This is a genomic window from Klebsiella sp. BIGb0132, assembly GCF_024810075.1.
Lineage (GTDB): Bacteria > Pseudomonadota > Gammaproteobacteria > Enterobacterales > Enterobacteriaceae > Klebsiella > Klebsiella terrigena.
Map to the genome: position 1 here is coordinate 75,438 of NZ_JANUDW010000006.1, position 22,618 is coordinate 98,055.

General features: G+C 58.6%; 20 protein-coding genes and 1 CRISPR repeat array. Of the genes, 4 read left to right on the forward strand and 16 right to left on the reverse strand.

The features are described from left to right. Nucleotides 1-22 precede the first annotated feature (22 nt). Nucleotides 23-1,237: an MFS transporter gene (locus M2416_RS17040; RefSeq protein WP_259225998.1), complete on the forward strand. Its 1,215-nt coding sequence runs from the start codon at nucleotides 23-25 to the stop codon at nucleotides 1,235-1,237. Further along, nucleotides 1,234-1,611, forward strand: a complete 378-nt coding sequence (locus tag M2416_RS17045) for a DUF4440 domain-containing protein (RefSeq protein WP_076946008.1) — start codon at nucleotides 1,234-1,236, stop codon at nucleotides 1,609-1,611. Before M2416_RS17040 ends, M2416_RS17045 begins: the two co-directional genes overlap by 4 nt. Before the next feature lie 65 nt (nucleotides 1,612-1,676). On the opposite strand, the gene rpoS is transcribed toward M2416_RS17045, so the two are convergent. The 13 genes from rpoS to cysG form a co-directional block, all read right to left on the reverse strand. Next, complete coding sequence (gene rpoS / locus M2416_RS17050; RefSeq protein ID WP_076946007.1) at nucleotides 1,677-2,669, reverse strand: RNA polymerase sigma factor RpoS; 993 nt, start codon at nucleotides 2,667-2,669, stop codon at nucleotides 1,677-1,679. A gap of 152 nt (nucleotides 2,670-2,821) precedes the next feature. Next, nucleotides 2,822-3,949: a murein hydrolase activator NlpD gene (nlpD, locus tag M2416_RS17055; RefSeq protein WP_041146939.1), complete on the reverse strand. Its 1,128-nt coding sequence runs from the start codon at nucleotides 3,947-3,949 to the stop codon at nucleotides 2,822-2,824. Between the two features lie 124 nt (nucleotides 3,950-4,073). Then, nucleotides 4,074-4,700, reverse strand: a complete 627-nt coding sequence (locus tag M2416_RS17060; protein WP_041146940.1) for a protein-L-isoaspartate(D-aspartate) O-methyltransferase — start codon at nucleotides 4,698-4,700, stop codon at nucleotides 4,074-4,076. Beyond that, nucleotides 4,694-5,455, reverse strand: a complete 762-nt coding sequence (gene surE, locus M2416_RS17065) for a 5'/3'-nucleotidase SurE (protein ID WP_041146941.1) — start codon at nucleotides 5,453-5,455, stop codon at nucleotides 4,694-4,696. The genes M2416_RS17060 and surE overlap by 7 nt, the downstream gene beginning before the upstream one ends. After that, nucleotides 5,436-6,485, reverse strand: a complete 1,050-nt coding sequence (gene truD / locus M2416_RS17070) for a tRNA pseudouridine(13) synthase TruD (RefSeq protein ID WP_041146942.1) — start codon at nucleotides 6,483-6,485, stop codon at nucleotides 5,436-5,438. Before truD ends, surE begins: the two co-directional genes overlap by 20 nt. Then, complete coding sequence (ispF, locus tag M2416_RS17075; protein WP_259226012.1) at nucleotides 6,482-6,961, reverse strand: 2-C-methyl-D-erythritol 2,4-cyclodiphosphate synthase; 480 nt, start codon at nucleotides 6,959-6,961, stop codon at nucleotides 6,482-6,484. Before ispF ends, truD begins: the two co-directional genes overlap by 4 nt. Continuing rightward, complete coding sequence (ispD, locus tag M2416_RS17080) at nucleotides 6,961-7,671, reverse strand: 2-C-methyl-D-erythritol 4-phosphate cytidylyltransferase (RefSeq protein ID WP_115192025.1); 711 nt, start codon at nucleotides 7,669-7,671, stop codon at nucleotides 6,961-6,963. The genes ispF and ispD overlap by 1 nt, the downstream gene beginning before the upstream one ends. Before the next feature lie 19 nt (nucleotides 7,672-7,690). After that, entirely contained in the window at nucleotides 7,691-8,002 is a 312-nt protein-coding gene (gene ftsB / locus M2416_RS17085) for a cell division protein FtsB (protein ID WP_045857570.1), read from the reverse strand. 140 nt (nucleotides 8,003-8,142) lie between these two features. Then, nucleotides 8,143-8,469, reverse strand: a complete 327-nt coding sequence (locus tag M2416_RS17090; protein ID WP_041146946.1) for a DUF3561 family protein — start codon at nucleotides 8,467-8,469, stop codon at nucleotides 8,143-8,145. Nucleotides 8,470-8,517: 48 nt separating this feature from the next. Continuing rightward, nucleotides 8,518-9,123 carry an adenylyl-sulfate kinase gene (gene cysC, locus M2416_RS17095; protein WP_133600386.1) on the reverse strand — a complete coding sequence of 202 codons (606 nt, stop codon included), beginning with the start codon at nucleotides 9,121-9,123 and terminating at the stop codon, nucleotides 8,518-8,520. Beyond that, complete coding sequence (cysN, locus tag M2416_RS17100) at nucleotides 9,123-10,550, reverse strand: sulfate adenylyltransferase subunit CysN (RefSeq protein WP_041146948.1); 1,428 nt, start codon at nucleotides 10,548-10,550, stop codon at nucleotides 9,123-9,125. Before cysN ends, cysC begins: the two co-directional genes overlap by 1 nt. Before the next feature lie 9 nt (nucleotides 10,551-10,559). Then, the gene (cysD, locus tag M2416_RS17105) at nucleotides 10,560-11,468 is read right to left on the reverse strand and encodes a sulfate adenylyltransferase subunit CysD (protein WP_041146949.1); all 909 of its coding nucleotides are present in this window, start codon (nucleotides 11,466-11,468) and stop codon (nucleotides 10,560-10,562) included. A gap of 32 nt (nucleotides 11,469-11,500) precedes the next feature. Continuing rightward, entirely contained in the window at nucleotides 11,501-12,907 is a 1,407-nt protein-coding gene (gene cysG, locus M2416_RS17110; protein ID WP_259226269.1) for a siroheme synthase CysG, read from the reverse strand. Nucleotides 12,908-13,154: 247 nt separating this feature from the next. Between cysG and M2416_RS17115 the strand changes: the two genes are divergently transcribed. Both M2416_RS17115 and cas3 read left to right on the forward strand, forming a co-directional pair. Continuing rightward, nucleotides 13,155-14,198, forward strand: a complete 1,044-nt coding sequence (locus tag M2416_RS17115; protein ID WP_076946004.1) for an aminopeptidase — start codon at nucleotides 13,155-13,157, stop codon at nucleotides 14,196-14,198. 88 nt (nucleotides 14,199-14,286) lie between these two features. Beyond that, a CRISPR array of direct repeats spans nucleotides 14,287-16,755; the repeat unit is 29 nt; unit sequence CGGTTTATCCCCGCTGGCGCGGGGAACAC. Nucleotides 16,756-16,759: 4 nt separating this feature from the next. Beyond that, a complete protein-coding gene (gene cas3, locus M2416_RS17120) occupies nucleotides 16,760-17,986 on the forward strand; it encodes a CRISPR-associated helicase Cas3' (protein WP_259226037.1) in 1,227 nt (408 codons plus the stop codon). A 54-nt stretch (nucleotides 17,987-18,040) separates the two neighbouring features. On the opposite strand, the gene cysH is transcribed toward cas3, so the two are convergent. The 3 genes from cysH to cysJ form a co-directional block, all read right to left on the reverse strand. Continuing rightward, nucleotides 18,041-18,775 (reverse strand): phosphoadenosine phosphosulfate reductase, encoded by a 735-nt coding sequence (gene cysH, locus M2416_RS17125; RefSeq protein ID WP_076946003.1) that lies wholly within the window; start codon nucleotides 18,773-18,775, stop codon nucleotides 18,041-18,043. 78 nt (nucleotides 18,776-18,853) lie between these two features. Next, nucleotides 18,854-20,566 carry an assimilatory sulfite reductase (NADPH) hemoprotein subunit gene (cysI, locus tag M2416_RS17130; protein WP_076946002.1) on the reverse strand — a complete coding sequence of 571 codons (1,713 nt, stop codon included), beginning with the start codon at nucleotides 20,564-20,566 and terminating at the stop codon, nucleotides 18,854-18,856. Beyond that, a complete protein-coding gene (gene cysJ, locus M2416_RS17135) occupies nucleotides 20,566-22,365 on the reverse strand; it encodes an NADPH-dependent assimilatory sulfite reductase flavoprotein subunit (protein WP_259226044.1) in 1,800 nt (599 codons plus the stop codon). The genes cysI and cysJ overlap by 1 nt, the downstream gene beginning before the upstream one ends. Between the last annotated feature and the right edge of the window lie 253 nt (nucleotides 22,366-22,618).

Consider the following 22,618-nt stretch of genomic DNA (forward strand, 5'->3'; position numbering starts at 1 on the left):
ACCTTCTTTACCGGAGATCGCCATGACGTATCGCAGCAAGGTTGCCACCGTTTTTCTGCTCGGTTTTTTTCTCGACTTAATCAATATGTTCATCGCCAGCGTTGCCTTTCCCGACATGAGCCGGGCGCTTAACGCTTCCGTCGGCGAACTCACCTGGGTCAGCAACGGCTATATCGCCGGGCTCACGCTGGTGATCCCCTTCAGCGCCTGGCTTGCACAGCGATTTGGCGCCCGCCGCGTTTTTCTGCTGTCGCTGCTGCTGTTCAGCGCGGCGGCGCTGGGAGCCGGAATGGCGGATTCGCTGAGCGCGCTGATTTTCTGGCGCGCGCTGCAGGGGATGGGCGGCGGACTATTAATTCCCGTTGGTCAGGCGATGACCTGGCAGTACTTTCAGAGCCACGAGCGGGCAAAGCTCTCCGCCGCGGTGATGCTGGTCGGGCTGCTGGCGCCCGCCTGCTCTTCGGCTCTTGGCGGGCTGCTGGTACAGACCTTCAGCTGGCGCTGGGTCTTCTTTGCCAGCCTGCCCGTCGCTTTTCTGACGCTTGTCCTGGCCGCCTGCTGGCTTGAGAAAGAGGCGAAGGCGACGCGTCCAAGGCGCTTTTTTCACCTGCCGCTGCTGGCCGACCCGCTGCTGCGCTTCGCGATGCTGATTTACCTCTGCGTTCCCGGCACGTTTATTGGCATCAACGTCGTCGGCCTGTTTTACCTGCAAACCCTCACCGGCATGTCGCCCTCCGCCGTCGGGTCGCTGATGCTGCCGTGGTCGCTGGCATCGTTTGTGGCGATTACGCTGACCGGCAGATACTACAATCGCTTCGGCCCCCGGCCGTTTATTATCAGCGGATGCCTGCTCCAGACGGCGGGGATCCTGCTGCTGATCGGCGTAGGCCCGCAGACTCCGGCGATCGCCCTGATAAGCGCCTTCACCCTGATGGGCGCGGGCGGCAGCCTGTGCAGCAGCACGGCGCAAAGCAGCGCCTTTTTGAATATCGCCAATCACCACCTGCCGGACGCCAGCGCGCTGTGGAATATCAACCGCCAGCTCAGCTTTTTAGCCGGCGCGGCGCTGCTGGCGACGCTGCTCAGCGTCCTGCTCCACCACTACCCCACCGCGCTGGCATGGCGCGGAGTGTTTATTACCGCGGCCGGGGTAACCCTTATCCCCCTGCTGAGCTGCCTGCGATTCGACAACCGGGCGCTGGTCCTGCGCCTGCATAGCAAAATGGAGAAGAAATGAGCGCATATTTTGAGGAAGTTCTTGATGCCCACGTGGTTATTGCAAGCTGGTTAGGCCGCAAGGAAGGGAGCGCGGAGGCGTTAATGGCGCGTTTTACCCCGGATTTTACGCTGCTCACCACCGGTGGCGCCCGTATGGACCATCCCACGGTCAGCGATTTTTTCCAGCAGGCCGGCGGCAGCCGCGCGGGCCTGACCATCGCCATTGATAGCCTCACAGAGCTTGCCCGCTGGCACGACGGCGCGGCGGTTCTCTATCGGGAAACGCAGACCCTTCCCGGACAGGCGCCGACGGTGCGCTGGTCAACGGTGGTGTTCAGGCAGGAGGATGAGCGGATTTTGTGGCGCCACCTGCAGGAGACCTGGCAGGGGTAGAGTAAGGCAGGCCAGAAAAGGAAAAGGCCCAATCGAAGGATCGGGCCTTTTTTAAGAAAAATGTCTTATTCGCGGAATAGCGCTTCGATGTTCAGCCCCTGACCCTGCAGGATTTCCCGCAGGCGGCGCAGGCCTTCAACCTGGATCTGACGCACGCGTTCGCGGGTCAGGCCAATTTCACGACCTACATCTTCAAGCGTAGCGGCTTCATAGCCCAGCAGGCCAAAACGACGCGCCAGGACTTCACGCTGCTTGGCGTTCAGTTCGAACAGCCATTTGACGATGCTTTGTTTCATATCATCGTCCTGCGTGGTGTCTTCCGGGCCGTTATCTTTTTCATCGGCCAGAATATCCAGCAGCGCTTTTTCCGAATCACCGCCCAGCGGCGTATCCACCGAGGTGATGCGCTCGTTCAGACGCAGCATACGGCTAACGTCATCAACCGGCTTATCCAGCTGTTCGGCAATCTCTTCCGCACTCGGCTCGTGGTCCAGCTTATGGGACAACTCGCGCGCGGTACGCAGATAGACGTTCAGCTCTTTAACAATATGGATAGGTAAACGAATGGTACGGGTTTGGTTCATAATCGCCCGTTCAATCGTTTGACGAATCCACCAGGTTGCATAAGTTGAAAAACGGAACCCACGTTCCGGGTCAAACTTTTCAACCGCGCGGATCAGCCCCAGGTTGCCCTCTTCAATCAGATCCAGCAGCGCCAGACCACGATTGCTATAACGACGGGCAATTTTTACCACCAGACGCAGGTTACTTTCTATCATCCGGCGGCGTGAAGCGACATCACCACGCAACGCGCGTCGGGCGAAGTAGACCTCTTCTTCAGCCGTCAGCAGCGGGGAATAACCAATCTCACCAAGATAGAGCTGTGTCGCATCAAGCACGCGTTGCGTTGCGCCTTGCGACAGGAGATCCTCCTCGGCCAGATCGTTATCACTGGGTTCCTCTTCTACTAAGGCTTTCTCGTCGAAAACCTCAACTCCGTTCTCATCAAATTCCGCGTCTTCATTTAAATCATGAACTTTCAGCGTATTCTGACTCATAAAGATGGCTCCTACCCGTGATCCCTGAGCAAAGCACCTTCGCTAAATATCATTCAAACGTCGCCAGGACAGCTTTTTAGCCCCAATGCAGAGCGGCATTGACCGCCCCGGCGCCTTTTAACTGACGTTATGCTTATGCGTACTTCGCCAAATTATCGCTGCGGTAAATACTGCAGCGGGTTGACGGATTTCCCCTTGTAACGAATTTCAAAATGTAATCTTGTCGAGCTGGTTCCGGTGCTACCCATGGTAGCGATTTTCTGCCCCGCTTTAATTTCCTGTTGCTCCCGGACCAGCATGGTATCGTTATGAGCGTAGGCACTCAGGTAATCATCGTTGTGTTTGATGATAATAAGATTACCGTAACCGCGCAGTGCGTTACCGGCATAGACGACGCGTCCATCAGCGGTCGCGACGATAGCCTGTCCTTTACTGCCTGCAATGTCGATGCCTTTATTACCGCCCTCGGCGCCGCTAAAGTTCTCGATAACCTTGCCATCAGTCGGCCAGCGCCATGAAGAGATCGGCGAACTGGTTGACGTGCTGCTTGCAGTCGGTTGGTTGCTGCTGATAGCTGGAGCCGTAACCGGCGCAACGACTGTCGTTGCTGGCTTATTATTCGGCAACATCTTAGTAGCATTCTGTTCACCTGAGGATTCAGAATACGTAATAGTTGGTTGCGACGCAACCACTGCGGTTGATTTTTGTGCAGGATGTGCGGCCGCCGTCGCACCTCCGCTTGCCTGAGCGCTGGCCTGAGCAACGGCGTTATCGCCGGTGATTGGCTGGCCCGCGGAGTTGCCGACCTGCAGCGTCTGGCCGACGTTCAGGCCGTACGGTGCCGGGATATTATTACGCTCAGCAAGGTCGCGGAAATCGTTGCCTGTCACCCAGGCAATATAGAACAGCGTGTCGCCGCGTTTGACGGTGTAGCTGCTGCCGCCGGTATAGCTGCCTTTCGGAATATCGCCATATTTGCGGTTATAAACGATCTTGCCGTTCATGGTCTGCACCGGCTGCTGGGCTACCGGCTGCTGGGCCATCGGCTGAATTTGGGTCGGCTGGGTCTGAACCGGCTGCGCCTGAGGCACGGCGGTGGATCCCGTTTTAGCCGGCGGGGTAATCAGCATCCCGGAGCTGGTCCCGGAGGAGGAAGCTCCTCCCGCCGAACTGACCGGTGCAGGCGGATTATTCGTGTTTGTACAGCCTGCCAGCCACAGCGAAACCAGCGATAGTGCCGCAATACGGCTTAAGGTAAATTTTGGGCTTCCCGCGCTCATTTATCCCCCAGGAATAGGTTAACTACCAATATCTTGCTTACCGGGCAACGCCCGGCCAGGACACTGAAAATGTGTCCACCCTACGCCTAAAATCAGGCAAAAAAAACCTGGAATAATCCGGGTCTCACGCCAGCTCCCCTTGTACCAGAGGAACGAAGCGAACGGCTTCGACGGTATCAATAACAAACTCATTACCGCGACGACGGATCCGTTTCAGAAACTGATGCTCTTCACCTACCGGTAAAACCAGCACGCCACCTTCATCCAGCTGCGCCAGCAGGGCCGGCGGAATTTCCGGCGGCGCGGCGGTGACGATAATCGCATCAAAAGGTGCTCGCGCCTTCCAACCCTGCCATCCATCGCCATGACGGGTTGAAACATTATGTAAATCAAGTTGTTTGAGGCGACGCCTCGCCTGCCACTGCAGGCTCTTAATACGCTCGACCGAACAGACGTGATGCACCAGTTGCGCCAGGATCGCCGTCTGATAGCCCGAGCCGGTGCCAATTTCCAGCACCCGTGACTCCGGCGTCAGCGTCAGAAGCTCCGTCATCCGCGCCACCATGTAGGGCTGCGAAATGGTTTGCCCCTGACCAATCGGCAGCGCGGTGTTTTCCCACGCCTTATGTTCGAAGGCCTCATCGACAAACTTTTCCCGCGGCACCAGCGAAATCGCTTCGAGCACGCGCTCGTCAACGATGCCCTGAGTGCGGAGCTGATTCAGCAGGCTTTCAACACGTTTGCTTACCATTGGCTGTCTACTCCGACGCGATCGAGCCAGTCGGTGACCACTTCATGGGCCTGGTGGGCGGTTAAATCAACGTGCAGCGGCGTCACCGAAACGTAGCCTTCATCTACCGCCGCAAAGTCGGTATCGGGCCCGGCATCGTGCTTCTCGCCCGGCGGGCCAATCCAGTACAGGGTATTGCCGCGCGGATCTTTTTGCGGGATAACCTGATCGGCCGGATGGCGGCTGCCGCAGCGGGTCACGCGGATGCCTTTAATCTGCTCAAGGGGCAGATCGGGGACGTTGATATTGAGAATGCGCCCGGTGCGCAGCGGCTCGCGGCTGAGCGCGCGCAGAATGGTGCAGGTGATGGCCGCCGCGGTGGCGTAATGCTGATGGCCGTTTAGCGAAACGGCCAGCGCCGGAAAGCCAAGGTGGCGGCCTTCCATCGCGGCAGCAACGGTACCGGAATAGATAACGTCATCGCCAAGATTCGGCCCGGCGTTGATACCGGAGACCACGATATCCGGGCGAGGGCGCATCAGGGCGTTAACGCCGAGATAGACGCAGTCCGTGGGCGTGCCCATCTGGACGGCGATATCGCCATTGTCAAAGGTGAAGGTACGTAGTGAAGACTCCAGCGTCAGGGAGTTCGATGCGCCGCTGCGGTTACGATCGGGTGCGACAACCTGGACCTCAGCGAATTCCCGTAAGGCCTTCGCCAGGGTCTGAATGCCCGGCGCATGAATCCCGTCATCGTTACTCAGCAATATTCGCATAGTCACCCGTTGTATTGATAAGTTCCCTTACCACGCTGGTGGCGAAGCTGCCCGCTGGCAGCCAGAAACGCAGTTCAACGGTGACGTCATCCCACCAGTTCCAGCGCATCTGCTGCGGGTAGAGCAGCATCGCCCGGCGTGCCGCCTCTACTTTTTCACGCACCAGCAGCGCCTGGAGCTGCGTCTCTTCGGCCACCGCCGCCTGCTCGGCGGCCAGCGCATCGCGTTGGCTGCCCCAGTCGCCGCTACCCGGCAGCGCAGCGGTAATCAGCAGCTCGCGGTTATCAACCCGCCCCTGCAGTTCCGCCAGCTCTTCAGGCGCAGCGACAAACCAGCTGCCGCGCCCCGCTAATTGTAGCGCATCGCCATCAACAACCTGATTAAATTCTGTTTTTTTTAATCTAATACTGACCTGCTGATTAAACAAGCCGCTACGCGCCGCCGAGAGCCAAAAACTGCGTTTATTTCGATCGCGTACCGGGGCTCCGCTCTCTGCCCAGCGCAGCGCGCCCAGCAGGTTGCTGCCGCCAATTCCAAAACGCTGCGCGCCAAAATAGTTCGGCACGCCGCCGGCAGCGATGGCCTGCAGGCGCTGCTCGACATCATCGCGGTGGCTGACTTCGCGCAGGATCAGGGTGAACTGGTTGCCCTTCAGCGCCCCAAGGCGCAGCTTGCGCTTATGGCGCGCGTACTCCAGCACCTGGCAGCCTTCGAGCTGAAACTTGCTGAGGTCAGGCATCTCTTTACCCGGCACCCGGGCGCAGAGCCACTGTTCGGTTACCGCGTGCTTGTCCTTCTGCCCGGCAAAGCTGACTTCCCGGGCATGGATTTTAAGAAATTTTGCCAGCGCGTCCGCAACAAAGCGCGTGTTGCACTCCTTTTTGAGGATCCGCACCAGCACGTGCTCGCCTTCGCCATCGGGCTCAAAGCCGAGGTCTTCTACCACCACGAAGTCTTCCGGGCTGGCTTTCAGCAGCCCCTGCCCCTGCGGTTTACCGTGCAGCCAGGTGAGTTCGTTGAAGGCGATCATTGCGCCGCCTTACGCAGCAGCGCCACCGCTTCACAGGCAATGCCTTCGCCGCGCCCGGTAAAGCCGAGCTTTTCGGTGGTCGTCGCCTTCACGTTGACGTCGTCCATATGGCAGCCAAGATCTTCGGCGATGAAAACGCGCATCTGCGGAATATGCGGCAGCATTTTCGGCGCCTGGGCAATGATGGTGACGTCGACGTTGCCGAGGGTATAGCCTTTCGCCTTAATCCGGCGCCAGGCTTCGCGCAGCAGCGCGCGGCTGTCGGCGCCTTTGAAGGCCGGATCGGTGTCAGGGAACAGCTTACCGATGTCCCCCAGCGCCGCCGCGCCCAGCAGGGCATCGGTTAGCGCATGCAGCGCCACGTCGCCATCGGAGTGGGCCAGCAGCCCCTTCTCGTAAGGAACGCGCACCCCGCCAATAATGATTGGGCCTTCACCGCCAAAAGCGTGTACGTCAAAACCATGTCCAATTCGCATTAAGCCTTCTCCTGGTGTCGGGAACGGGTAAGGTAAAATTCTGCCAGCGCCAGGTCTTCCGGGCGCGTCACTTTAATATTATCAGCGCGTCCGGCTACCAGTTCGGGATGGAAGCCGCAGTACTCCAGCGCCGACGCTTCGTCGGTGATGGTTGCGCCTTCGTTGAGCGCACGCGTCAGGCAGTTAAAGAGTAATTCACGCGGGAAAAACTGCGGCGTCAGCGCATGCCACAGGTCGTTGCGATCGACGGTATGGGCAATGGCGACCTTGCCGGGTTCAGCGCGCTTCATGGTATCGCGAACCGGTGCCGCCAGGATGCCGCCAACGCGGCTGGTTTCGCGCAGCGCCAGCAGGCGGGTGAGATCGTCCTGATGCAGGCACGGGCGCGCGGCGTCATGCACCAGCACCCACTGCGCATCGGGCAGCGCCTGCAGGCCAGCAAGAACGGAGTCGGCGCGTTCGCTGCCGCCGTCAACGACGGTAATCTGCGGGTGGGAAGCCAACGGCAGTTGGCTAAAGCGGACATCGCCGGGGCTGACGGCAATCACCACGCGCTGGACGCAGGCGTTGGTCAGCAGCGCGGCGACCGCGTGTTCGAGAATCGTTTTGTTACCGATTGAGAGATATTGTTTCGGGCATTCCGTTTGCATACGACGGCCAAAACCGGCCGCCGGCACCACGGCGCAAACGCCCGGAAAAGTGGCTGCCATGTCGTAATCCTGGGCTTATTTATCGATTATTCTGCGCCGAACCCTGATTGCGCTTAGACGCATCCGGGACCAGACGATAAAACGTTTCACCCGGGCGGGTCATACTTAGCTCGTTGCGCGCGCGTTCTTCGATAGCTTCCTGACCGCCGTTGAGGTCGTCGATTTCCGCAAACAGCTGATCGTTGCGCGCTTTTAGTTTACCGTTAGTGTCCTGCTGAGCGGAGACATCGTCATTAACCCGACTATAGTCATGCAGACCATTTTTGCCGAACCACAGCGAGTACTGTAGCCAGACCAGCAAAGCCAATAATAGCAGCGTTAATTTACCCATCCTGCCCCCTGAAAAACGGCATCATCATCCGATAACTCGCCCGAGCGTTTTACTCCGACGCGCGGACGATGCCGCGTAACGCGGGGACTGTACCACATTTTTGTCGTCGATACCCAGGCTTGATTCATACGCCAAAAGGACTATCCCAGCAGCCAGAGAAACAGCAGGCCGAACATCAGTCCGATAGTCAAAATCGTCGCGCAGGAGCTATAGAGGAGTTTACCATTCAACAGCGAATGCAGCGCAATACCGACCACCACGGCGACCGGCATCAGTGCAAGGAAGAACGGCCAGGTGTAGAGAAGGAAAAACAGCGTGTTGCTGCCATAGATGAGGAAGGGGATACCCAGCGCCAGCAGCCACGAGATAAATCCCACGGCGGCGCCTGACAAAGACCAGGTGGTCTCGTCATTCGCCACCGGAGGTGGTTCTGAACGAATCATACTGAGGTTCTGGGTATTACGCATATCGAATCCTGTTCACCGGGCGACCAGCATCTCAGTGCCGCCACCGTTTCAGGATCTGATAATATCTCGCTGTCTGAGCAGGTCTAATAGTTGGTGCACCAAATTTGTTACCAATTGTTCACCATCCAGATGAATTTCCGCCTTTTCCGGCGCTTCATACACGGAGTCAATCCCGGTGAAATTGCGTAATTCGCCGGCGCGCGCCTTCTTGTATAGCCCTTTCGGATCTCGCGCCTCGCAGATGGCCAGCGGCGTATCGACGAACACTTCGATAAAGCGCCCTTCCCCCAGCCGCTCGCGCACCGTCTGCCGTTCGGCGCGGTGCGGGGAGATAAAGGCCGTCAGGACCACCAGTCCGGCCTCAACCATCAGCTTAGCCACTTCACCCACGCGGCGAATGTTCTCTTTGCGATCGTCGTCGCTAAATCCCAGGTCGCTGCACAGGCCGTGGCGAACGTTATCGCCGTCCAGCAGATAGGTGCTGACACCGGCCTGCTGAAGCGCCTCCTCCAGCGCGCCGGCAACGGTCGATTTACCGGAGCCGGAGAGCCCGGTAAACCACAGCACCACGCCGCGATGGCCGTGGCGCTGCTCGCGCTGCTGCTGAGTGACCGGATGGGCATGCCAGACGACGTTTTCGTCATGCTGCGCCATTACTTGCCTCCCAGCAGATCGCGAGCGTCCCAGTGCGGGAAATGCTTACGGATAAGCTGGTTCAGCTCCAGCTCAAACGCGCTGAACGACGAAGCGGACGCCTGAGCGTGCTCCTGCGGTTCGCGCACCATGCCGGCACCGACGGTCACGTTCGACAGGCGGTCGATAAAAATAAGCCCCCCGGTCACCGGGTTGTTTTGGTATTTGTCCAGCACCAGCGGCTCGTCAAAGGTCAAATCCACAAGGCCGATGCCGTTGAGCGGCAGCGATTCCACTTCTCGCTGGGTCAGATTGTTAATATCAACCTGGTAGCGAATGCCGTCCACGCGGGCGCGGGTTTTCTTGCCGGCAATTTTGATATCAAAGCTCTGGCCCGGAGAGAGCGCCTGTTCAGCCATCCACACCACGTCAATGCTGGCGCTCTGCACGGCCGGCAGGGATACCTGCGCATCGACCAGCAGGTCGCCGCGGCTGATATCAATCTCATCCTTCAGCACGATGGTGATCGCTTCCCCGGCACCGGCTTCCAGCAGGTCGCCGTCAAAGGTCACGATGCGCGCGACGCTGGATTCCACGCCCGACGGCAGCACCTTCAGACGCTGGCCGACCGTCACTTTGCCGGAGGCTACGGTACCGGAGAAGCCGCGGAAATCGAGGTTGGGACGGTTAACAAACTGCACCGGGAAACGCAGCGGCTGGCTTTCGACCGGGTGATGGATCTCTACGGTTTCCAGCACTTCCAACAGCGTCGGACCGCTGTACCAGCCCATCTTGTCGCTCTGGCTGGCAACGTTGTCCCCTTCCAGGGCGGAAAGCGGCACGAAGCGAATATCGAGGTCGCCAGGCAACTGCCCGGCAAAGGTCAGATACTCTTCGCGAATCTGATTGAAGCGCTCTTCGCTGAACGCCACGAGGTCCATTTTATTCACCGCCACCACCAGGTTTTTAATCCCCAGCAGCGTCGAAATAAAGCTGTGACGACGGGTCTGATCCAGCACGCCTTTGCGCGCGTCAATCAGCAGGATCGCCAGATCGCAGGTCGAGGCGCCGGTCGCCATATTGCGGGTGTACTGCTCGTGCCCCGGCGTATCGGCAATAATAAACTTGCGCTTTTCGGTAGAGAAATAGCGGTAGGCCACGTCGATAGTGATGCCCTGCTCGCGCTCCGCCTGCAGGCCATCCACCAGCAGCGCCAGATCCAGCTTCTCGCCCTGGGTTCCGTGACGCTTGCTATCGTTGTGCAGCGATGAGAGCTGATCTTCATAGATCTGGCGGGTATCGTGCAGCAGGCGACCAATCAGCGTGCTTTTGCCGTCATCGACGCTGCCGCAGGTCAGGAAACGCAGCAGGCTTTTGTTCTGCTGCGCGTGCAGGTAGGCTTCAACGCCGCCTTCATCAGCAATTTGTTGTGCAATTGTCGTATTCATGGCGGCTCCTTAGAAATACCCCTGACGTTTCTTCAGCTCCATCGAGCCGGCCTGATCGCGGTCAATCATGCGACCCTGACGTTCGCTGGTCGTGGAGACCAGCATCTCTTCAATAATTTCCGGCAGCGTTTGCGCGTTGGACTCCACCGCGCCGGTCAGCGGCCAGCAGCCGAGGGTACGAAAACGCACCATCTGCTGTTTAATAACCTCACCCGGCTGCAGGTCGATGCGGTCGTCATCGATCATCATCAGCATGCCGTCACGCTCGAGAACCGGGCGCTCTGCCGCCAGGTACAGCGGTACGATTTCGATATTTTCCAGATAGATGTACTGCCAGATATCCAGCTCGGTCCAGTTAGAGAGCGGGAACACGCGGATGCTTTCGCCTTTGTTAATCTGGCCGTTGTAGTTGTGCCATAGCTCCGGGCGCTGGTTTTTCGGATCCCAGCGGTGGAAGCGGTCGCGGAACGAGTAGATACGCTCTTTGGCGCGAGACTTTTCTTCATCGCGGCGGGCACCGCCGAACGCGGCGTCGAAGCCGTATTTGTTCAGCGCCTGCTTGAGACCTTCGGTCTTCATGATATCGGTATGCTTGGCGCTGCCGTGGACAAACGGGTTGATGCCCATCGCCACCCCTTCCGGGTTTTTGTGCACCAGCAGCTCGCAGCCGTAGGCCTTCGCGGTACGGTCACGGAACTCGTACATCTCACGGAATTTCCAGCCGGTATCAACGTGCAGCAGCGGGAACGGCAGGGTTCCCGGATAAAACGCTTTACGCGCCAGGTGCAGCATCACGCTGGAATCTTTGCCGATGGAGTACATCATCACCGGATTTGAAAATTCGGCGGCCACCTCGCGAATGATATGGATGCTTTCCGCCTCCAGTTGTCGCAGGTGAGTGAGTCGTTTTTGGTCCATTACCGTTCCTTATAAGGCCTGTTGCACCGGGCCTAAGCCAGATTGACCACAGAAGAGTCAAAGCCCTCTGCGTTCGTTGTGTGTTGAAACCAGGCGAGCTGCTGATGGAGCTGCACCACTTCACCCACCACCAGCAGGGCCGGCATTGGGGCATCTTTCGCCAGGTGTTCCAGTTGTTCTAACGTGCCGGTCGTCGTTTGCTGATCGGCGCGCGTACCGCGGGAGATAACCGCCACCGGCGTGTTTCTGTCGCGCCCGTGGGCGATCAGCTGCGCGCTAATTTCTGCCGCCTTCATCGTGCCCATGTAGATAGCCAGCGTTTGCCGGCTCTGCGCCAGCAGCGCCCAGTCGAGCGCCGCGCTGTCCGCCTTGTAGTGGCCGGTGACGAAGGTCACGCTCTGCGCGTAATCGCGGTGGGTCAGCGGGATCCCGGCGTACGCCGTCGCGCCCGCTGCTGCGGTTACGCCGGGAACAACCTGAAACGATATCCCCGCCGCCGCTGCCGCCTGCAGCTCCTCGCCGCCGCGGCCGAAAATAAACGGATCGCCGCCCTTCAGGCGCACCACCGTTTTGCCCTCTTTCGCCGCCTCGACCAGCATCCGATTCGTCTCATGCTGCGGCACCGAATGCTCGCTGGCGCGTTTACCAACGCAGATCATCTCCGCATCGCGGCGTACCAGCTCGCGGATCTCCGGCGTCACCAGATGGTCGTAAAACACCACGTCCGCCCGCTGCACCGCCTGCAGGCCGCGCAGGGTAAGGAGTCCGGCATCACCCGGTCCGGCGCCGACAAGTATGATTTCACCCGACCGCTTTTCCGGCTGATGAAGCTCATCTTCCAGCGCCTTATCCGCAGCGGCTTTATTTCCGGCAATCATCAGGCTGGCAAAGCGGCCGTTGAAAACGCGCTCCCAGAAACGACGTCGCGCCGCGGTGGTGGTGAGATGCGTTTTAATATGATGCCGCCAGTAGCTTGCCGCTTCGGCAACGCGTCCGAGGTTGGTCGGCAGCAGGGCTTCAATTTTTTCGCGGATCAGCCGCGACAGTACCGGCGCCGATCCGCCGGAGAAAATCGCCACCAGCAGCGGCGAGCGATCGACAATGGAGGGGAAGACCACCGAGCAAAGCGGCTGGTTATCCACCACGTTAACCAGGCGAAAGCGGGCGTTCGCCGCGGCGGAAACCCGCTGGTTCAGCGCGTCATCTTCGGTGGCGGCAATCACCAGGAAAACGTCGTCGATCTGCTGTTCCTGAAACTCCTGCGCGCGCCACGCGATCTCCTGGCGTTCGACCTGTTCAGCAAGCTCATCGGATAGCGCAGCGGCCACAACCTGCACCTTCGCCCCCGCCCGACGCAGAAACATTATCTTGCGCGCGGCAATCTCACCGCCGCCGATAACCAGCACCGGCCGCGCTTTTAATTCGGCAAATAAGGGCAAATAGTCCACGATGTAACAGCTCGCTTACAATCAGTCATAGTGCGACTATAGGGTGCCACTTAGAGCAAATGAAATTACGAAATGGAATGAGTTGTTACTCAAAGGAATAACGACCTGGGAAAGCTAAGATCAAAAAGTGCTTAACATGCGACTTTTCCGCTATTTAAGAGCAAATGAAATTGTTTAACCTCGGTCACAGTTTCATACTAAGCGGGTCAAATTGTTATGTTCCCGTAAGGACCCTCATATGTTTTCCGCGTTGTGCCGCCGCCTGCTTCCACTGGCGCTTGGCGCAGGTTTTGTCTTCTCCGCCCCGGCTTTTAGCGCTATGGGCGAAACCGCTAATACGCAGGCTCGTCATATCGCCACCGTTTTCCCCGGAAGAATGACCGGATCGCCAGCAGAGATGCTGTCGGCGGACTACCTGCGTCAGCAGTTCGCGCAGATGGGCTACCAGAGCGATATCCGCAGCTTTCATACCCGCTATATCTACACCACCAAAAACCAGCGGCAGAACTGGCAAAACGTTACCGGCAGCACGGTGATTGCCGCCCACGAGGGCAAGGCGCGCCAGCAGATAATCATCATGGCGCACCTCGATACCTACGCCCCGATGAGCGATAGCGACGTGGAAAAGAACCTCGGCGGCCTGACCCTGCAGGGGATCGACGACAACGCCCTTGGCCTTGGCGTGATGCTGGAGCTGGCCGAGCGTCTCAAGAACGTGCCTACCCATTACGGCATTCGCTTTATCGCGTCCAGCGGTGAAGAGGAGGGTCGCCTCGGGGCGCAGAATCTGCTGCAGCGGATGAGCGATGCGGAGAAGAAAAACACCCTGCTGGTGATCAACCTCGATAATCTGGTGGTCGGCGACAAGCTCTATTTTAATAGCGGCCGCAGCACGCCGGCATCGATTCGCAAGCTCACCCGCGACCGGGCGCTGGCCATCGCCCGTAGCAAAGGCGTTGCCGCCTTCAGCAACCCGGGGCTGAACCGCGACTATCCGCAGGGCACTGGCTGCTGTAACGACGCCAGCGTTTTTGATAGCGCCGGGATCCCGGTGCTGTCGGTGGAGGCCACCAACTGGTCGCTCGGTAAGAAAGATGGTTTCCAGCAGCGGGCAAAATCACCCACCTTCCCTGACGGCTCCAGCTGGCACAGCGTGCAGCTGGATAATCAGCAGCATATCGACAAGGCGCTGCCCGGCCGCATCGAGCGGCGCAGCCGCGACGTCGTCAAGGTGATGCTGCCGCTGGTGAAAGAGCTGGCGAAGGCCGATAAGCGCGGCTAGCCGGTATTTTGCTGGTCAGCCAGGAAGGGTCATATCCCCATTGGCGCGGGGAACACATTCTCTGCGCCATTTCGGTGATATCAGTTGTCGGTTTATCCCCGCTAAGGCGGGGAACACATGATTCCAAGCCAGACTTTAAAGTCCGTATCCGGTTTATCCCCGCTGGCGCGGGGAACACGGTCTGGTTGAGCACCTGGTCAACAACATGGACGGTTTATCCCCGCTGGCGCGGGGAACACTGCCACCTCGGGGATTGCGCTGCCAGTACCGACGGTTTATCCCCGCTGACGCGGGGAACACACAAATCGCCAGGATTTGGCGATCAGTTCATCCGGTTTATCCCCGCTGGCGCGGGGAACACATAACGAAACGCTGAATGCCGCGGGCTATGCGCGGTTTATCCCCGCTGGCACGGGGAACACCGGCGCTTGGCGTCGTTCAGATTCAGGCGACGCGGTTTATCCCCGCTGGCGCGGGGAACACAGGCTATTACTATGAACGAAAGGACATTAAGACGGTTTATCCCCGCTGGCGCGGGGAACACTCACCTCTTTGGTCTACACCAGATCTATGCTTCGGTTTATCCCCGCTGGCGCGGGGAACACTGCAGAATGGTCCCGATGTAGATCACATCAAACGGTTTATCCCCGCTGGTGCGGGGAACACTAACGCGCAACCACCGTGCCTGCATTTTCACGCGGTTTATCCCCGCTGGCGCGGGGAACACACTGGTATATGGCCCGAGAAACATTCGCCGGACGGTTTATCCCCGCTGGCGCGGGGAACACACATGAACCGTACCGTTGGCCAGGCTCTGGACCGGTTTATCCCCGCTGGCGCGGGGAACACTCAGCTGCCGAGCGAGGACAAACTGAAGCGGGCGGTTTATCCCCGCTGGCGCGGGGAACACACTTTGGCGATAAACTCGTCGAGGCCGCAATCCGGTTTATCCCCGCTGGCGCGGGGAACACTGGTATTTGGTACCGCTGCTCACGCGAACCATCGGTTTATCCCCGCTGGCGCGGGGAACACTGAACGACGCGCCGGTGATACGACCACGATCGCGGTTTATCCCCGCTGGCGCGGGGAGCACACAAACAACGCCCAGATGATCGCCCAGTTGCCCGGTTTATCCCCGCTGGCGCGGGGAACACGCGTCATTTTAAAAGCATGAGTGTATGGAGTGCGGTTTATCCCCGCTGGCGCGGGGAAAACGAGCAGTAAATTGCACGGTCTGGTCTGGGAAGCGGTTTATCCCCGCTGGCGCGGGGAACACGTTCGCGGCACCAACCTGAGCGAGAGCGAGGCCGGTTTATCCCCGCTGGCGCGGGGAACACTCGATCATCCCGATCTCTAACGGCGATGTGAGCGGTTTATCCCCGCTGGCGCGGGGAACACCGCAGTGCTTAGCTGCTGACGGGTAACCAGCACGGTTTATCCCCGCTGGCGCGGGGAACACCCCGCTGTCGATGAGGGAGAGAGCTCCGCGCTCGGTTTATCCCCGCTGGCGCGGGGAACACTAATCACCAGGCTGTGGCCTCAATGACATATCCGGTTTATCCCCGCTGGCGCGGGGAACACATGTACTGGTTGTCGAACATCTCGATCCCGTTCGGTTTATCCCCGCTGGCGCGGGGAACACAACGCGGCAGACGAGCACTAATATACCTGGTGCGGTTTATCCCCGCTGGCGCGGGGAACACTCGGATAAAGGAACACCATCTGTAAAATGACACGGTTTATCCCCGCTGGCGCGGGGAACACTTTTGCAATGCCGAGCTGATAGCTAACAACTGCGGTTTATCCCCGCTGGCGCGGGGAACACTCAACCCCATTCACCGCCGGCCGCAATATCGGCGGTTTATCCCCGCTGGCGCGGGGAACACAGTTCCAATAAATTTATGACATCCCTGCGTGCCGGTTTATCCCCGCTGGCGCGGGGAACACTGATGTAAGGTGGTAACACCCTCATCAATCTACGGTTTATCCCCGCTGGCGCGGGGAACACTGTCGCTGGCCTACAACATCGGCACTCGAGCGCGGTTTATCCCCGCTGGCGCGGGGAACACCATTCGTCATGGGCTTCCCGCCTTGCACAGACCGGTTTATCCCCGCTGGCGCGGGGAACACTGGTGATGCTGGCCGCCTGGCTGTCGATCTTCCGGTTTATCCCCGCTGGCGCGGGGAACACTCGCCGAACCGCAGCGGTTCGTGTCCCAGGTCCGGTTTATCCCCGCTGGCGCGGGGAACACGGCGGCAGGGCGGCGGCGGCCTCTTTACAGTGCGGTTTATCCCCGCTGGCGCGGGGAACACCCGGATTCCGCACCGGCATTGATGGGGAATGGCGGTTTATCCCCGCTGGCGCGGGGAACACATTATTTTCTGTATAAAACCCTTACGTTGTTCCGGTTTATCCCCGCTGGCGCGGGGAACACTCGACAACAACAACGAGAAGCTAAAACAGTTCCGGTTTATCCCCGCTGGCGCGGGGAACACCGTCTTTATTTCGAATAATCGTGGTCATTGTACGGTTTATCCCCGCTGGCGCGGGGAACACGAAATTGCTCAGCGCATTTAACAAGGGTGCGGGATTTGCCACTACCGAAACGGACAGTGATGCGGGCTACCCATGGTTAAGCCATCTATCTGCCACAGGGCTGACAGAAGAAGCGCTCACAACACGCCCGGAAGTTCAGCGCACCGTTATCGTTAGCTGGCTCCAGCAACATCGGGAAGCGCTGGAAATTATCTATCGTGCAGTCGAAGCCGGGCAATGCGTATGTTGGATCCGTAATACGGTTGATGAAGCACGCAAAGGTTATCAGCAGCTGTTGCATGAAAAGCGCATTCCTGAACAGGACCTGCTACTTTTCCACAGCCGCTTCGCCTTTACCGATCGTATTGCCATTGAGAATAAAACCCTCGGCTGGTTCGGCAAAGATGCACCCGTTTCAGCGCGGCGGGGGAAAGTATTGATCGCCACTCAGGTTGTCGAACAAAGTCTCGATCTGGATTTTGACTGGATGATCTCGGATCTGGCGCCAATAGATTTGTTGATCCAGCGCGCCGGTCGACTTCAGCGCCATATCCGCACTGCCGGTGGGGAACGCAAAGCGATACTGCCCGATGAACGTCAGCCACCGATACTGCATATTTTAGCGCCAGAATGGCAGGAACAGGCCGGGCAAGGTTGGCTGGGAAATGAGCTGCGAGGAACCGGCTTCGTTTATTCCGACCACGCCTGCCTATGGCGCACTCAGGCGCTGCTGCGTCAATATGGCGAAATCAGGATGCCGGAAAATGCCAGGGCATTGGTTGATGGCGTCTATGAACAGAAAATTCCTGCCCCAACCAGCTTACAGGCACTTTCTGACGTCGATTTCGGCAAGGTGCTGAGCCAACGTTCCGTCGCAACGCAAAACCTACTACGCCACGATATCGGCTACGATCGGGAGGCCAGCGATTTCTTATGGGATAAAGATCGGGAGTTTTCTACCCGTCTGGGCGAAGAGAGCGTTGATATCTACCTCGCCTGGCTGGATGAAGAAAATGAACTGCATCCTATCGTGATGGAGGGCGACTTCCGCTGGGAAATGAGCCGATTATCGGTACGTCGATCGTGGTGGAAAAAGAGATCGGCAGGATTTTTACTTCCCGGCGAGGAGGCGCTTGAACGATTTCGTAAGAAACAACATCGCCCGTCCGCGCAGGTGGTGCTGGTATCGTCAGAAGGTGAAGCGAGTTACTACAGTAAACGGGAGGGGCTAGCCAGTAATACCTCAGGGTAAAAGTCCTGCACCAATACTCCCGGAAGCGGCGCGATGCGCCGTCCGGGACTTTTCTCAACCCTCGTGCAGCCCGCACTCGCGCTTCAGGCCGAAGAAGCGCGTCTCTTCTTCCGCCATCCCCGGCTCCCATTTGCGGGTGGTGTGGGTATCCCCCACCGAGAGGTAACCCTGATCCCACAGCGGATGGTATTTCAGACCGTGCTTCTGCAGGTACTGATACACGGTGCGGTTATCCCAGTCGATAATCGGCAGCAGCTTAAATACCCCGCGCTGAATCGCCAGCACCGGCAGCGTTGCCCGGCTACCTGACTGCTCGCGGCGCAGGCCGGCAAACCAGGTACGAGTGTTTAGCTCCTGCAGGGCGCGGTTCATCGGCTCAACCTTGTTGATGTCATTGTATTTCTCAATGCCGTCAACGCCCTGCTCCCACAGCTTGCCGTAGCGGGCTTCCTGCCAGGCCGGGCTGGTCTGCGCCCGGTAAACCTTCAGGTTCAGCTGCAGCTTGTCGGTTAGCTCATCGATAAACTGATAGGTTTCCGGGAACAGGTAGCCGGTATCGGTAAGGATCACCGGAATATCCGGACGGATCTGGTTAACCAGATGCAGGCTAACCGCCGCCTGAATACCAAAGCTTGAAGAGAGTGCGTAGTCGCCGGGCAGGTTTTCCAGCGCCCACGCCACGCGTTCTTCGGCGCTGAGCTTCTCCAGCTGAGCGTTGGTTTCTGCCAGCTGCAGTACGCGTTCAACTTTCGGCAGTTCATTTAGCGCGTTGAGATCGAGTACGGACATAGTTACCTCGTTATTTTCCCTTCACCTTATCCCCTTCCCGTCAACGGAGAGGGGATCGTCAGGCGTGGATAAAGACCTTTATTCCCAGAAATCACGGGCTGGATCGAGCACCGGGCGCACGATACCCGCACGCACCGTAAAGTCGCCGAAGCCTTCACCCGCTTCGCGCTCTTTCGCCCAGCGCCCGACCAGTTCGTCAATCGAGTCGAGAATTTCCGACTCGGTAATATTTTCGCGATACATACGCGGAATACGCGTTCCGCTGCGGTTGCCGCCAAGGTGCAGGTTATAGCGGCCCGGCGCTTTACCGATCAGGCCAACTTCCGCCAGCAGGGCGCGGCCGCAGCCGTTCGGGCAGCCGGTCACGCGGGTGACGATATGCTCCTCGCCCACCCCGTACTTGCTCATCACGCCGTCCACCTTATCGATAAATGACGGCAGGAAGCGTTCCGCCTCGGCCATCGCCAGCGGGCAGGTTGGGAAGGAGACGCAGGCCATCGAGTTTTCACGCTGCGGGGTGACGCTATTCATCAACCCGTGATCGCGAGCCAGCTTCTCGATCTTCGCCTTCTGATCTTCCGGCACACCGGCAACGATCAGGTTTTGGTTGGCCGTGATGCGGAACTCGCCTTTATGGATCTTAGCAATCTTCAGCAGACCCGTTTTCAGCGGACGCCCCGGATAGTCAAGGATACGACCGTTTTCAATAAACAGCGTCAGGTACCAGTTATTATCGATACCTTTTACCCAGCCAATCCGATCGCCGCGACCGGTAAACTCGTAGGGGCGGATCGGCTCGAACTTAATGCCGGCACGGCGCTCAACTTCGGCTTTAAAGGTGTCAACGCCAACGCGTTCCAGGGTGTATTTCGTTTTTGCATTTTTGCGGTCGGTACGGTTGCCCCAGTCGCGCTGGGTCGTGACCACCGCTTCCGCCACGGCCAGAGTGTGCTCAAGCGGCAGGTAGCCGAATTCGCTGGCGGTGCGCGCATAGGTTTTCTTGTTGCCGTGCTCAATGGACAGACCGCCGCCCACCAGCAGGTTAAAGCCCACCAGCTTGCCGTTTTCGGCAATCGCCACGAAGTTCATATCGTTGGCGTGCAGATCGATATCGTTCTGCGGCGGGATAACCACGGTGGTTTTGAACTTACGCGGCAGATAGGTCTGGCCAAGGATCGGCTCTTCGTCGGTGGTGGCCACCTTCTTCTGATCGAGCCAGATCTCCGCGTAGGCGCGAGTGCGCGGCAGCAGGTGCTCGGAGATCTTTTTCGCCCACTCGTAGGCTTCAGCATGCAGCTGAGACTCGTTCGGGTTAGAGGTGCACAGCACGTTACGGTTCATATCGTTGGCCGTCGCCAGCGCGTCCAGCCCCACCGAGTGCAGCATCTGGTGCACCGGCTTGACGTTCTTCTTCAGAATGCCGTGGAACTGGAAGGTCTGACGGTTGGTCAGACGAATGCTGCCGTAGATGGTGTTATCGGCGGCAAACTTGTCAATCGCCTGCCACTGTTTGGTGGTGATCACCCCGCCCGGCAGGCGGCAGCGGAGCAGCATCGCGTGACGCGGCTCCAGCTTCTGCGCCGCGCGTTCGGCGCGGATGTCGCGGTCATCCTGCTGATACATGCCGTGAAAGCGGATCAGCAGGAAGTTATCGCCCCTAAAGCCGCCGGTAAGGGGGTCGTTTAAGTCTTCTGCGATGGTGCCGCGCAGGTAGTTGCTCTCTACCTTCATACGCTCGGCGTCGGTCAGTTTACCTTCGACCACCAGCGGTCCTGGATGTTTTTCGCTCATTAGTAGACATCTCGCTGATAACGGCGCTCAACGCGCAGCTCACTTAAAAATTCGTCCGCCGCTTCGGCGTCCATCGCGCCGAATTCGGCAATCACTTCCAGCAGCGTCCGCTCAACGTCTTTCGCCATGCGATTGGCGTCGCCGCAGACATAAATATGGGCACCGTCATTAATCCAGCGCCACAGTTCGGCCCCCTGCTCGCGCAGTCTGTCCTGAACGTAGACTTTTTGTTGTTGATCGCGGGACCAGGCCAGATCGATGCGGCTCAGTACGCCCTCTTTGACGTAGCTTTGCCATTCAACCTGGTAAAGGAAATCTTCCGTAAAGTGTGGGTTGCCGAAGAACAGCCAGTTCTTGCCCTCGGCGCCTTCCGCCGCGCGCTGCTGCATAAATGCGCGGAATGGTGCAATGCCGGTACCCGGGCCAATCATGATGACCGGCGTCTGCGGGTTCGCAGGCAGGCGGAAGTTATCATTGTGTTCGATAAAGACGCGGACTTCGCCATCTTCTTCCACGCGATCGGCGAGGAAGCTGGAAGCGCCGCCGGCGCGCGCGCGGCCTTCAATATCATAGCGCACCACGCCAACGGTCACGTGAACTTCGTTTTCCGTTTCCGCCTGCGACGAGGCAATCGAGTACAGGCGCGGCGTAAGCGGGCGCAGCAGGTCAATCAGCGCCTGGGCATCCAGCTGTGCCGGCGAGAAGCGCACCATATCGACGATCGGCGTGGTGGCCGCGTAGTGCTGCAGCTGCGCTTTATCGCCCACCAGCGGCAGCAGCGTTTCGCTGCGCGTTAGGGTGGCATAGTTCTCCACGATGTTGGCGGTGTTCACCGTCAGCTCAAAGTGCCACGTCAGCGCTTCGGCCAGCGGCAGCGTCTTACCGTCTACGCTCACCGGCTCGTCGCCCTTCAGCCACAGCAGTTCGGCCAGCTCGTTGACCAGCGCCGGATCGTTCTGATACCAGACGCCCAGCGCATCGCCGGGCTGATAGCGCAGGCCGGAGTCGCCAAGATCGATTTCAACGTGGCGCACGTCTTTTTCTGAATCACGCCCGGTGATTTTTTGGTTTACCGAAAGCGTCGCGGTCAGCGGCGCTTCTTTGGTATAGGGGCTGGTGTGAATGTCATTGACCGCGCCGCTTGTCGTCAGCTGAGCCGGCGTCGCCGCCGGCGCACGGGCTTTCAGCACCTCGACCACGCGGGTGCGCCATTCGGCCGCGGCGCCCTGATATTCAACGTCGGAGTCAACGCGATCGAGCAGACGTTCCCCGCCCAACTCCGCCAGTCTGCTGTCGAAGTCTTTACCCGACTGGCAGAAGAATTCGTAGGAGGTATCGCCCAGACCAAAGACCGCAAAGGCGGTGCCTTCGAGCTTCGGCGCTTTTTTCGAGAGCAGGAATTTATGCAGCGCGACGGCCTCTTCCGGCGGCTCACCTTCACCCTGGGTTGAGGTCACGACGATCAGCAGTTTTTCGGAGGCTATTTGTTTGAATTTATAGTCGCCTGCGTTAACCAGCTTGACGTTCAGCTGCGCTGCCTGAAGGTCGTCACGCAGCGCTTCGGCCACGCGGCGGGCGTTGCCGGTTTGCGAGGCGGAAAGCAGCGTAATGCTCGGGACTTCCGCAGCCTGGGCCGGAGCGGCAGCCACCGCGCCGGAATGCTGATTCAGCACGCCCCAAAAATAGCCGGAAACCCAGGCAAGCTGGGTCGGTGTGAAGTCTGTCGTGGCCGCCTGCAGGCGCGCCATTTGCTCCGGGTTGAGCGGGAGCAAATTGGAAGATGGGACCTGTGTCGTCATGCGTCGTTATGTTCCAGTAAGCAAAGCTGTTATTCGCACCCTGTCAGCGCGGCAAAAACAGAAGAGAATGTAAGGTTAACGGCGCAGATAGTAACAATTAAAGAAGGGATGGAAATAACAAATAACCAAATGGACTAACCTGTTTTACCTATAGTTATTAACAACAAAATCGATTAAATAACCACATGAAATATAAAGAGATAATATGCATCAGTTCGGTGAATGTGGCGATTTTCCGCTCAGGGCCGTTTTA